Genomic DNA, 12,728 nt, shown 5'->3' on the forward strand with positions numbered 1-12,728 from the left:
TTTAACTGGACCTATTAAACAACCGGATTTTCGATTTGGCAAATTCGGTCGAACCGCGTTGTCACCGTGCCGGGACTTCCAGCACGGTCAGACCAATCGGCGTGACGGAGCTTGCCGTCACGCCGATTACAAACATGGGTCGCACGCCTGCAAGCTCAGGAGTGCCAAGACCTCATCAACCGAAAACCCGTGTCAGAGCTCCGTCGATCGCAGCCGTGATCTCATCGATGTCGTCAGACGTCGCGATCAGGGCCGGAGACAGGCAGATCGTGTTGTTCAGCCCAGGCAGTGAGCGGTTCGTGGCGCCGATGATGACACCTTGCGCGGCACAATCCGCAACAACGGCTTGCACAAGTTTTTCTGCCGCCGGCTCCTTGGTCGCTCTGTCTGCAACCAGTTCCGCACCACAGAACAGACCCTTGCCGCGCACATCGCCAATCACGCGATGCTTTTCCATGAGCGCATTGAGATTTTTCACAAGACGCTCACCCATGGCAGTCGTGTTGTCCAGAAGGCCTTCGTCTTCAATGATACGCATGTTTTCAAGCGCTGCAGCCGGACCCGCGGTACAACCGCCGAAAGTGGAGATATCCCGGAAGAAGCTCATCGGGTCGGATGCATCATCCTTGAACATATCAAAGACTTTTTCGGTGGTGACCATGCAGGCAATGGCGGCGTACCCGGAAGCGACACCCTTTGCCATGGTCACGAAATCCGGCTCGATGCCGTAGTGCTGATAGCCAAACCATTTGCCGGTACGGCCCACACCGCAAACCACTTCATCGATATGCAACAGGATATCGTATTTGCGGCAGATTTCCTGAACCCGCTCCCAATACCCCTTCGGCGGGGTGATGACACCGCCACCGGCCGTGACCGGCTCCAGGCAAAGCGCACCGACCGTATCGGGCCCTTCGCGCAGGATCACTTCCTCGATGGCATCTGCTGCCCGTTCACCATAGGATTCAACATCCCATTGTGCGCGGTACTCGCAGCAATGCGGCACTTCGACAAAGCCTGGAGTATAGGGACCGTATTGAGCGTTTCTCTCCGGCTGGCCACCGGCGGAAATCGCGGTGATCGAGGATCCGTGGTAATCCCGTTCGCGGAACAGGATCTTGTGCTTGCGCCCACCATAGCGCTTGTGCGCAATCTGGCGGACCATCTTGAAGGCTTTTTCGTTCGCCTCGGTTCCCGAATTGGTCAGGTAGACACGGCTCATACCCGGCATTTTCGCAATTAGCTGTTCGGAAAACAGAGCGCCCGGTATGGAACCGGCCGAATTGGCGAAGTAGTTCAGCTTGACCAGCTGCTCGCGAACCGCATCGGCAATGGATTCGCGGCCATATCCGACATTCACGGTCCAAACGCCTCCGGAAACGGCGTCAAGATGCTCCTTGCCGGTGGCATCCCAGAGCCGCATCCCCTTTCCTTCGACCATGATTTTCGGATCGTTCGTCTCCAGCGCCTTGTGCTGGAGCAGGTGATGCCAGACATGGGTGCGGTCGGCCTCAATGATATCGCTCATATCGTTTGGAGATGCTGCAATGTTCATGGCAACGGCCTTTCGTGTTTCATCGTCGTGGCAACGATTTCAGTAAGCTCGAAAGCGAGCAGGACTTGCTTGCAATCAGGCAATTGCCCATTATTGCAGCAGAGCACTGCTGGTTTCGAGTTCAGACTGCACGCACGAGCGGCGACATATAGGGCCAGATCTGGAATTACGTTAGAGCCAGTCGAGTGTTTTTATTGTCACAGCGCCGTTCTGCCGTAACCATTTTTACCTACGCAGGTAAGCCCAATCGAATAGCGGCATAAGACGGGAACACCCGCACGCCTGCAATCAACCAGGGAACAGTGGGAAAAACAATGACCATCAAATCAAAGCTTCTTGGCACTTTGGCAGCCTTGTCCTTCATGAGCGGCGTTCAGGCATCCAATGCTGCCGATGAACTGACTGTTGCTTACTTCCTCGAGTGGCCGATGCCATTCCAATATGCCAAAGCCACCGGCATGTACGACGAAGCGCTTGGCATTCCGGTAACATGGGTTTCCTTCGACACAGGCACGGCCATGTCCGCTGCCATGGCGTCGGGAGACGTGCAGATCGCCGTTAGTCAGGGCATTCCTCCCTTTGTTGTCGCAACGTCCGCGGGCCAGGACCTGATACTCACCGATGTTGCAGTCAGCTATTCCGAAAACGACAACTGCGTTGTCGCCGAGACCCTTGAAATCGACAAGAACAATGCGAATGAGCTGGAAGGCAAGAAAGTCGGTGTTCCGATCGGCACCGCAGCTCATTTCGGCTTCCTTGAGCAGATGAAGCATTTCAACGTCGACATCTCGACCCTTGAAATCGTCGACATGGCACCCGCCGACGGTGCTGCGGCATTCGCACAGGGCAACCTCGACATGGTGTGCGGCTGGGGTGGCGCTCTTCGCCGGATGAAGGAGCATGGCAACGTGCTGCTCACCGGTGCGGAAAAGGAAGAGCTCGGCATTCTCGTCTTCGACGGCATTAGCGTACCGGCCGATTTCGCTTCGGAAGATAGTGAGCTTCTCACCAAGTTCCTGAAAGTTACCGCAGATGCGAACGCAATGTGGAATGCAGGTGACAAAAAGGCCGAGATGCTTGAGGTGATCGCGAAGGATGCCGGCATGGACCCGGCCGATGCGGAAGCATCGCTCAACACCTTCTCGTTCCCGTCCGTTGACGAAGCCCTGAGCGACAAATGGATGGGCGGCAATGTCCAGACATTCATGCTCGGCGTTGCCAAGGTCTTCCAGGATGCCGGATCCATTCCGCAGGCGCTGGACACATATGTCGACACCGTAGACCCGAGCTACCTTGCTGCGACCAAAGGCCAGTAAGTCGTCATTCCTGCATAGTTTGGGGCGGCCATCGAGCCGCCCCTTCAATTCAACTCTCAAGCTGCAGGAGACGGCAGGCTATGGACGGCCTTCATATTGAGAATCTATCTATGCGTTTCGACCTGCCCAACGGAACGTTTGTTCAGGCACTACAGGATGTATCGATCGAACTCGCCACTGGCGAAATCATGTCGGTCCTGGGTCCTTCGGGCTGTGGCAAAACCACTCTGTTGAACATTGTCGCAGGCTTTCTTGCGCCCACCAGCGGCCAGGTTCGCATGAACGGTCACGTCGTAACGGGACCGGGAGCCGAACGCGGAATGGTGTTCCAGAAGGGCGCCTTGTTCGAATGGATGAATGTCCGCAAGAACGTGGAATTCGGTCCCAGAATGAAATCGATGCCAAAGGCGGAACGCGACGACATCGTCGACCACCTCCTGGAGACTGTCGGTCTTCAGGACTTCAAGGAAAAAGCGGTTTACGAGCTATCGGGCGGCATGCAGCAACGTGTTGCACTGGCCCGGTGTCTGGCAAACGATCCAGACGTCATCCTGATGGACGAACCCCTTGGAGCCCTGGATGCACTGACCCGAGAAAAAATGCAGGGTCTCGTGCTGAAGCTTTGGAAGGAAACCGGCAAGACGGTCATCCTGATCACCCACTCGGTGGAAGAGGCATTGCTTCTGGGCGAGAGACTTCTGGTCATGGCGCCCCGTCCGGGGAGGATCCACAAGGAATACCGGTTGCCCTTCGCGGAACGCGGCGTCGACAACGATTTGCGGGAGGTCAAGAAGAGTGAAGGCTTCGCCGAAACCCGCGAGGAAATCCTGTCCATGATCTGGGAAATGGAAGAGGAAATCATGGGCCGATCGGAGACCGCAGCATGACCGGACTTATCGTTTTCCTGATCTACGCCTCGCTGTTTCTGGCAGCCTACTTTCTTGTCACCTATGTCACTGGCCTCAGCCAGCGCAGACAGGACTTCACCAGCCTCAAGACCGTAACGTTCGGGGACGAGAGCGCCATTCGGCCAAACCGGGCAGCCTCGATCATCTCCATCGTCGTGATCTTTTTCATCTGGGGCGCGTTTACCGGTTCGAGCCTTGTCCCATTCCATGTACCGGGTCCGTTCGTTGGCGAAACCAACTTCACCTACACCGTGACCAATGATGCGGGAGAGACCAGCGAGGCGGCCGTAAACGTTGTCGTGCATGAAGTGGGCAACAAGATCAAGGCGCCGGAACCGGCTCCGCGCGACGGCTTCGCGCAAGACGATGCCGCCAGCGTTGGCGCGTGGCGTTCGGTCCTGTTGAGGGTCACGCGCAACGACGGCGATGGCGCCAAGGTCACAGCAGTCGACGGCACTCCGATCGCACCCGGAGAGAGTGTTGGCGTATCGAATGGCACGGTGACCATGACGCCCAAGGGGTCGTTGAACTTTCAGCCCGACACGGGTCTTCAAATGGAACCCATCTGGATGCCGTCCCCTGAAGCCGTCGTGAAACGCTTCGCAGACATCGCCTCTACGGGTTACCAGAACTTCACACTCTGGGAGCACCTTGGCTGGTCGTTGATCCGGGTTATCGGCGGTTTCATTGCGGGTTCTCTGATCGGAATCCCTCTGGGATACGCAATGGGCCTCTCAAGCTGGGTTCGTGGATGGTTTGACCCGATCGTGGAATTCATGCGTCCGGTTCCACCTCTTGCCCTGATCCCGCTGGTGATCATCTGGTTCGGCATCTGGGAAACGGGAAAGATCGTGCTCCTGTTCCTGGCGGCACTCTGGATCATGACCATTGCGGCAAGAGCCGGCGTCTCGGGCGTCAATATCTCGAAAGTCCATGCCGCCTATTCACTCGGTGCCAACAAGCGGCAGGTTCTGCGCTACGTGATCATGCCGAACTCGCTGCCTGAGATCTTCACAGGCGCACGGGTTGCCATGGGTGTGTGTTGGGGAACCGTCGTGGCCGCGGAGCTGGTCGCCGCCCAGAAAGGGGCCGGCATGATGATCATCGCCGCCTCCAAGTTCCAGCTAACCGACATCGTCATCATGGGTATTATCCTGATCGGGATTGTCGGTTACAGCATCGACATTCTGATGCGCATGGCCGAGCGGGTTCTCGTCCCCTGGAAGGGTCGTTCCTAAAACTCTGCCTTAAAGACCATCGACAAAGGGCCGTTCGATTTGAAAGAAGCGGACGGCCCAATTTTCTTGAACTTGCCCTCCAACCCTCACTGAATATTCTCGACGCAACGTTCTGAGGTTTGCAACAACGCCTCGAACCAACCCATCCGGCAGAAGCCCTTCGGCTGACTTCAGCATTTCAATTTCGCCAAATATCTTCTCGACCGCAGTCCGACGACAAGGGGCTGGCAACGAAGTCCCGATAGCTTTTTGCGTTGTTTTCCAGACTGTTGCGACGACCTGCGAACCACTTGGGCAGCGGCTGACTAATCTCCTAAAAACACAACCGAAAGGGGAATTCCGAATTCAGATCGTTCAATATTCTCCAAACGAAACAGTTTTTCCAAGCCAATCGTTTCCCTATGTGCAAAAAGGCACCAATGAGCAGAAAAACATAACAAACCACGATCTATTAATTTCAATGAATTCAGAAAGATAGAACAATAGCAGAAATTTAAACTGCAGCAGAAGCGCAGATGTAATCGTTTACAGATAAAGTAATACATTAATTTACATGACATATTCTTATCTAAGTTTTTATTAAGTTTTCAAGCGAGATAATATTTCTACATTCTTATTTTTTGATTCCTTGCCTACCTCAAGGCAACTTCAAAACATCAGGGGGGCCTATGCTTAAGAAGTTGAGTATTCAACAGAGGATAATGGCGGCATTATTTTCTGCTGTTTTCCTTTCTCTCACTCTCGTCATCGGGGCATCGATCTTCACTGCCAACAAGGCCTTGAACAGCGGTTCCGTGGAGATTGTGCAGAAGACTGCCGATTACTACTCTTCCAGAACATCGGAAATCCTGAACCAGTCCATGAACCTGGCAAAATCACTTGGCGACAGTCTGGAAGCCTTGCACAAGGCCGGCATCACGGATCGGGCTGTTTACAACGAAGTCATTCAAAACACGCTGGTCGCCAACCCTTCAATTCTCGGCGCATGGACAGGCTGGGAACCAGATGCACTGGACGGGAAGGACGCCGAATATGTCGACGCGGCCGGACATGATGCATCCGGGCGTTTCGTTCCCTACTGGTATCGCTCCGAAGGCAAAGCGATTTTGGAGCCTCTCCTTTCTTATGACCAGGCTGGTGATGGTGACTATTACCAGCTGCCCTTCACCACCGGCAAAGCGGTCATCCTGGAGCCCTATCTCTATCCGGTCGGCGGCGTTGAAACTCTGATCACCTCCCTCGCCCTGCCGATCCGCGTCGACAACAGGATCGTCGGGGTCGCTGGGGTCGATATCGCCATGACCGACCTTCAGGCCATCATGAAAGAGGCCAAACCTTTCGATGTCGGTTATGTCAGCCTGCTGTCGGAAAAAGGCACTGTGGTCGCCCATACCATTGAAGGGTCACCCGGAAAGAGCGCTGCAGAATTTGGTTTCTCAGTCACCAAGGCGGAAAGCCTGGCCGGTCGGCCAAGCTTGCTGAAAACCGGCATCATCGACCCCCAATCCAACGAAGAAATCCTGCGGCTTTATGAACCTCTCAAGGTTGCCCTGAGCGACAACATCTGGATTATCGCGATCTCTGTCCCCGAGGCCGTTGCCTTTGCGGCACAGCAAAATGCCCTGTTCATACAGCTTGGCATTCTGGCGGTTGCCCTGCTTGGTGCAACTCTGGCGGCCTGGTTGATCGGTCGCAACATCTCCCGGCCGATCGTATCGGTGACCAACGCCATGAACACTCTTGCCACGGGCGATACAGATGTCACCCTCGAAGGTGTCGAGCGCAAGGACGAAATCGGAGACATGAGCCGCGCGGTCGCCGTGTTCAGGGACAATGCGATTGAGCGCCAGCGCTTGATGTCGGAAGCTGACACGGAAAGAGAAGCTCAGATCCAGCGCCAGCATCAGATTGACGAGTTGATATCCGGCTTTGACAGCACGATCGAGACGACACTTTCGGCCGTGAGCGGCAACACTGACGAGATGGAGCAGACAGCCCAGGTCTTGTCCGGCATCGCCGACGACACATCAGGACGCGCCTCTTCGGCGGCAGCCGCCTCCGAAGAAGCCTCGACCAACGTGCAGACCGTTGCATCTGCCGCGGAAGAACTGTCGGTTTCCATTGCCGAGATCAGCCGGCAGGTGGAAGAAACCAAGAGCATCGTCGGCGGCGCAGCCGATGCAGCCTCCTCAACCAACCAGAAAGTCGTCAAACTGGACAGCGCAGCGCAACACATTGGAGAAGTCGTCAATCTCATTCGCGATATTGCAGAACAAACCAATCTGCTTGCTTTGAATGCGACAATCGAGGCAGCCCGCGCAGGTGAAATGGGCAAGGGATTTGCCGTCGTTGCCTCCGAGGTCAAGGAACTTGCCACTCAGACATCCAAAGCCACCGAGGAGATCTCCAGCCAGATTTCGGACATTCAGGGCTCTTCGCGCGAAGCCGTTGAAGCCATCGAAGTGATCACCAGCACGATGAACGAGGTCAATGACTACACCTCTTCTATCGCAGCAGCCGTCGAACAGCAGGGCGCAGCAACTGCGGAAATCAGTCAGAACGTGCAGCAGGCGGCCATAAGAACGCAGGACGTGGCGAAAAACATGTCCGACGTGACCAACTCGGCATCAGAAACCACGCAGTCCGCTGGCAACGTGCTGTCCGCTTCACAAGCCGTTTCAAAGGAAGCCACCAATTTGCGTGATGAAATTGCGCAGTTCCTCGAACGCGTGCGTGCCGCCTAACGGACAAGAAGGATACTTCATCAAACGATCCGCAGTATCGCATTCCAAACAATGACGGGCGGGGCCATGCCCCACCCGTCATTGTTTTGTCGAAAGGCTCGATACCCGAGCAAGTCCTTCAATTGTTCGCTCTGATGCAATGTCAGCAAAAACAGAAGCAGCAGCCTAATACCCTTCTAGTCGCCATCATATCCTTTGGGGTTCTTGCACACCCAGTTCCAGGTGTCCTCGCACATGCTGTGCAGTTCACGCTTCGCACTCCAGGAAAGCAGCTCATGAGCCTTGCCGGTGTCGGCAAAGCACTCCGCCACATCCCCTGCCCGACGCGGCGCGAAATCATATGAAATGATCCGGTTGGACGCCCGTTCGAACGCCTTGACCATTTCCAGAACGCTGTACCCATTGCCCGTCCCAAGATTTACCGCGAAGCAATTGTCCCCTCCTTCGAGATCTGACAGGGCGTGATAGGCCCGCAGGTGACCTTCAACGAGGTCAACAACATGGATGTAGTCACGTACGCCCGTGCCGTCCGCCGTTTCGTAGTCATTGCCGAAGACATGCAACTTTTCGCGCCGCCCGGAGGCAACCTGGGCGATATACGGCATGAGGTTGTTCGGAACGCCAAGCGGATCTTCGCCGATCAATCCGCTTCCATGAGCTCCCACCGGATTGAAGTAGCGCATTATTCCGATCCGCCAGCCTGGATCACTGGCGGCAAGATCGCGCAACATGTCTTCGACGATCAGCTTGGTCCGTCCGTACGGGTTTACAGGGCCAAGCGAATGTTCTTCGGTCAACGGCAATTCCTGGGGGTCACCATAAACGGTGGCGGACGATGAAAAAATGAGGTCCCGAACACCTGCGTTTGCCATCGCACTCAACAGTCGATGTGTACCGATAACATTGTTGTCGTAGTAGGACAGTGGGAAGCGCGTTGACTCGCCAACCGCCTTCAATCCGGCAAAGTGGATAACGGCCGAGCAATCATGCCGCTTCAACACGCCTTCCAATGTCTCCTGGTCGCGAACATCTCCCTGTTCAAACACCAATTTCCGACCGGTAATCTCTTCTACCCGCGTTAAGGAAGCCGGGTTTGAATTACTCAGGTTATCAAGAACGACCACATCATGCCCTTCATCCAGGAATGTGACGCAGCAGTGAGACCCGATGTAACCGGCTCCACCGGTAATAAGAATTGCCATGTTGGTTCAAATTCCTGTCAAAGAGCTCAGCACCACGTGAGCGGTAAAGAAGTTTCAATCAATTGCCAAGATCTGAAACCCTCATTGAGAAAACGGAAACAGCACCTGCGAGTGGGTCAGGGCCCTTCATTCAACGGAACAAAATAACGAAGGACGACCAACCGACTTGCCTCAAGCAAAATTGCCGGAAGATCACGATAGCGCGAGTCATCAGACTAGTATTTAGCATCTATATATAATTATGTAATTCATTCAAAAGCTTTATGAATTACAATAAGCAGGTAATGTGCAATTCACCCCAAACAACTGCCCTATGACTTCAATTCACTCCTGCAAGTCATAGGGATTTTTTCTGTTGGTGTCAGATTGAGTTTCTCCAAACCACCAATAGAAAACGAGTAGCGGGCAAAACGCGAAAATCCATCGCATCCAATGCACGTGCACTTCGAGCCCATTTCAGCACGCGCATGCATCAATTCATCGCGACAGCAAAACGCGCGCTCAGCTCCCTTTTGATCATCAGGCAACGTCGCCCTGCCCAATCCAATCGACAGTTCGAAGGGGTCACTGCTCTTTTGATTATACTTATTATTATATATTTCGAATTTTTCGGAAGAAAAATATACTTAACAAAACATAAATAACGCAAATCACAACCCTGCCCTTAACCGCAGTTAAGCTTTAGATTCGAGATATACATAAAGAGGCCTATGATATATTTCGTTTTATCTAAAGACAAACAGGAGAAAACATGCTGGAGTAGTAAATCATGCGGCAACCAACAGTATGTGTCGTCATCCCTGCGAAAAACGAAGCGCGAAATCTTCCACAAGTGCTAAAGAAAATTCCGGGATGGGTCGATGAAGTGATCCTGGTAGACGGAAACTCTGAGGATGACACAATCGAGGTTGCACGTAGCCTCATGCCGGACATCAAGATCGTACCCGAAGATCGTCCCGGCAAAGGCGCTGCTCTGAGATGCGGTTTCGCAGCTTCCCGCTCAGATATCATTGTCATGATTGACGCCGATGGATCCATGGACCCGGCAGAGATTCCCGCGTTCATAGGTGCCCTTTTGTCCGGAGCGGACTTCGTCAAGGGCTCACGGTTCCTGCAAGGCGGCGGCACCGACGACATGGAATGGTACCGCCGTATCGGCAATTGGGGTTTCGTCAAACTCGTCACCTGGAGGTTTGGCGGCAAATTCACGGACCTTTGCTATGGCTATATAGCTTTCTGGCGGGAAAGCCTCAGAAGACTGTCGCTTGAAAACGATGACGGTTTTGAAATCGAAACGAGCATGAACGTGCAAGCACTGCAGGCACGTCTAGCCATTTCGGAAGTTCCCAGCAAAGAAGCTCCACGTCTTCACGGTGTCAGCAACCTGAGAACAATTCCCGATGGGTGGCGCGTTCTCAAAACGATCGTTCGCCTCGGCTTCACTCCCGGGACAGCAAAACTGGCAGGTACTTCCTCCCCATTTACCCGCCGTCGCGTGACGACAACGTCTACTGACGTCCGCGATCCGACACGCTGAGGCACTACCATGAGCACAAATGTCACGATATCGGTGGTTGTCTGTGCCCATACGCTGGATCGATTGCGTCATATCAGCGAGATGGTTTCTTCCATCCGGGCGCAAACTTACCCGGCAGCCTCTCTCATCATTGTCTGCGATCACAGCGATGCGCTCTACAGAGTACTCAAGTCGGAATTTCAGACTGCTCAGATAGTCAGGAACGAGTTCGAAAAAGGGCTGTCTGGAGCAAGAAACACCGGCATCAAACATGCGCACGGCGATATCGTCGCCTTTCTCGATGATGACGCCGCAGCTAACCCCGACTGGCTTGAACAGATAGCCAGGGCCTACTCAGATCCGGCTGTCATGGCGGCTGGCGGTTTCATCGCCCCTGCCTGGTCTACTGAACGACCAAAATGGTTTCCCAGAGAGTTCGACTGGGTGGTCGGCTGCAGCTACCTCGGACTTCCGCAGATTCGCAATCCGGTCCGAAATCTGATCGGCTGCAACATGTCCGTCCGCAAGGCCGTTCTTGAATTGACGGGTGGCTTCAGAGCCGGACTGGGTCGCATCGGCAACAACGCTGCCGGCTGCGAAGAAACAGATTTCTTCATTCGCGCCAAAGCAAAATTCCCCGGTCAGACGATCCTCTATGAACCTGAAGCACGGGTCCGGCATCATGTGCCGTCTACGCGCGGCACCTGGAAATACTTTTTGGGGCGATGCTGGGCCGAAGGAAAATCGAAAGCGGATTTGGCCGACCTCTCAAATGCCGGTCATGTTCTGACGACAGAGAGAAACTACTCTCTGAAAACACTGCCCAAGGGATTTTTTCGCTACCTGGGCGAAACACTCAAGGGCGACATCAGCGGAATCGCAAGAGCGTCTGCCATTGCCGCCGGCTTTTTGGCTACGACGATTTCATACCTCCATACCCGATTGCGGCCGACCCGCCATCTCCGCACGCAGCCCCCTCCTCATTTCGCACCTATTCAGATCCTGGACTGGGAACTCGATGATCGTCCCCCGTCGCGAATGCAGGACCAGCTGAAACCGGACGCCTGGTGCGGGGGAGCACTTTGCCTGCTCAGATCAAAGGGCACGCCGGTGGCCGTGGAAGAGGTTCGCTTTGAGGACGATGTCGACATCAGCACCAGCGTTTCTGACGTCATGAAGCGACTGCCGAGTGCAAACATTTCTCATCTACACAGAGCCCCACAAGGCCCTTTCAGTCCCTGGGTAACAGTAGTCGTTGCAACACGCGACCGACCGGACAGCCTGCTCAGATGTCTGGACAGCCTTTTGAACCAAACCTACTCGGCCATGAACATCGTTGTTGTCGACAATGCTCCCTCATCAAATGCAACGGCCGATCTGGTCGCAGGGATTTTCGCGCCGAGTGGACGGGTTCACTACGCGCGCGAAAATCGCCCTGGTCTCGGCATTGCCCACAACACCGGACTAGCGCTCGCACTCGGCGACGTGGTCGCCTTTACAGATGACGATGTGATCGTCGACGCCGACTGGGTCAGTGCTATTGCATCTGAATTTGCGCTTTCGCGCAAAATCGGATGCGTCACGGGCATGATCATGCCAGCCGAACTGGAAACCCGTGCACAGTATTGGATCGAATGCCACGGCGGTTTCAGCAAGGGGGTCGATCGACGCATCTACGATCTGGAGGAAAACAAACCCTCGGATCCGCTTTTTCCATACGCTGCCGGAGCCTTCGGCTCGGGCGCCAATATGGCATTCCGCCGCGAAGTTCTGCTGGGCATCGGCGGTTTCGACGCAGCACTCGGTGCCGGCACTCCGGCGCGAGGCGGTGATGACCTGGCCTCGTTTGTCGCCACGCTCGAGGCAGGATATCAGCTTGTTTATTCACCAAGAGCCATTGTCTGGCACTTTCACCGCCGGGCAGAGGCGGGCATACAACGCCAGGCCTATGGCTACGGTGTTGGTCTAGGCGCCTACTTGACAAAACAGGTTCTGGACAATCCCGGAAAGCTGTTCCAGTTCGGCAAAAAACTACCAGCCGCTCTGACACACCTGCTTTCGCCGTCCTCAAGCAAAATCAGACGCTTGCCGTCCGACTATCCGCGCAACCTCATCTGGCGGGAACGTTTCGGCATCCTCATGGGTCTACCCGGCTACCTCAGGAGCCGGTTTGGAACGCCATGGCAATCCCACACACCAACACGCTCACCGTTCCTGGCGAGTGTCGACCGACCGGCGGAGTGAAGTCC

General features: G+C 54.8%; 8 protein-coding genes. 6 read left to right on the forward strand and 2 right to left on the reverse strand.

Annotated features, from left to right (window positions below):
* Positions 1-175: 175 nt before the first annotated feature.
* On the reverse strand, positions 176-1,555 hold the full coding sequence (locus ABLQ08_RS09325; RefSeq protein WP_352941040.1) for an aspartate aminotransferase family protein: 1,380 nt from the start codon (positions 1,553-1,555) through the stop codon (positions 176-178).
* Between the two features lie 314 nt (positions 1,556-1,869).
* On the opposite strand from ABLQ08_RS09325, the gene ABLQ08_RS09330 reads away from it, so the two are divergent.
* From ABLQ08_RS09330 to ABLQ08_RS09345, 4 genes are all read left to right on the forward strand, one after another.
* On the forward strand, positions 1,870-2,871 hold the full coding sequence (locus ABLQ08_RS09330; protein ID WP_352941042.1) for an ABC transporter substrate-binding protein: 1,002 nt from the start codon (positions 1,870-1,872) through the stop codon (positions 2,869-2,871).
* A gap of 80 nt (positions 2,872-2,951) precedes the next feature.
* Entirely contained in the window at positions 2,952-3,758 is an 807-nt protein-coding gene (locus tag ABLQ08_RS09335; RefSeq protein ID WP_352941044.1) for a taurine ABC transporter ATP-binding protein, read from the forward strand.
* Complete coding sequence (locus ABLQ08_RS09340) at positions 3,755-5,017, forward strand: ABC transporter permease (protein WP_352941045.1); 1,263 nt, start codon at positions 3,755-3,757, stop codon at positions 5,015-5,017. The genes ABLQ08_RS09335 and ABLQ08_RS09340 overlap by 4 nt, the downstream gene beginning before the upstream one ends.
* A gap of 701 nt (positions 5,018-5,718) precedes the next feature.
* Entirely contained in the window at positions 5,719-7,761 is a 2,043-nt protein-coding gene (locus tag ABLQ08_RS09345; protein ID WP_352941048.1) for a methyl-accepting chemotaxis protein, read from the forward strand.
* 176 nt (positions 7,762-7,937) lie between these two features.
* On the opposite strand, the gene galE is transcribed toward ABLQ08_RS09345, so the two are convergent.
* Positions 7,938-8,963, reverse strand: coding sequence for a UDP-glucose 4-epimerase GalE (gene galE / locus ABLQ08_RS09350; protein WP_352941050.1), 1,026 nt, complete (start codon positions 8,961-8,963; stop codon positions 7,938-7,940).
* 769 nt (positions 8,964-9,732) lie between these two features.
* Between galE and ABLQ08_RS09355 the strand changes: the two genes are divergently transcribed.
* Positions 9,733-10,500 carry a glycosyltransferase family 2 protein gene (locus ABLQ08_RS09355; protein ID WP_352941053.1) on the forward strand — a complete coding sequence of 256 codons (768 nt, stop codon included), beginning with the start codon at positions 9,733-9,735 and terminating at the stop codon, positions 10,498-10,500.
* A gap of 9 nt (positions 10,501-10,509) precedes the next feature.
* Positions 10,510-12,723, forward strand: coding sequence for a glycosyltransferase family 2 protein (locus ABLQ08_RS09360; RefSeq protein WP_352941055.1), 2,214 nt, complete (start codon positions 10,510-10,512; stop codon positions 12,721-12,723).
* The last annotated feature ends 5 nt before the right edge of the window (positions 12,724-12,728 follow it).

This window comes from Roseibium sp. SCP14, from assembly GCF_040329475.1.
Lineage (GTDB): Bacteria > Pseudomonadota > Alphaproteobacteria > Rhizobiales > Stappiaceae > Roseibium.

Bases quoted from the DNA above. Each gene is read 5' to 3' on its own strand.
- ABLQ08_RS09325 (WP_352941040.1), bottom strand. From the start codon at position 1,555: ATGAACATTGCAGCATCTCCAAACGATATGAGCGATATCATTGAGGCC.
- ABLQ08_RS09330 (WP_352941042.1), top strand. From the start codon at position 1,870: ATGACCATCAAATCAAAGCTTCTTGGCACTTTGGCAGCCTTGTCCTTC.
- ABLQ08_RS09335 (WP_352941044.1), top strand. From the start codon at position 2,952: ATGGACGGCCTTCATATTGAGAATCTATCTATGCGTTTCGACCTGCCC.
- ABLQ08_RS09340 (WP_352941045.1), top strand. From the start codon at position 3,755: ATGACCGGACTTATCGTTTTCCTGATCTACGCCTCGCTGTTTCTGGCA.
- ABLQ08_RS09345 (WP_352941048.1), top strand. From the start codon at position 5,719: ATGGCGGCATTATTTTCTGCTGTTTTCCTTTCTCTCACTCTCGTCATC.
- galE (WP_352941050.1), bottom strand. From the start codon at position 8,963: ATGGCAATTCTTATTACCGGTGGAGCCGGTTACATCGGGTCTCACTGC.
- ABLQ08_RS09355 (WP_352941053.1), top strand. From the start codon at position 9,733: ATGCGGCAACCAACAGTATGTGTCGTCATCCCTGCGAAAAACGAAGCG.
- ABLQ08_RS09360 (WP_352941055.1), top strand. From the start codon at position 10,510: ATGAGCACAAATGTCACGATATCGGTGGTTGTCTGTGCCCATACGCTG.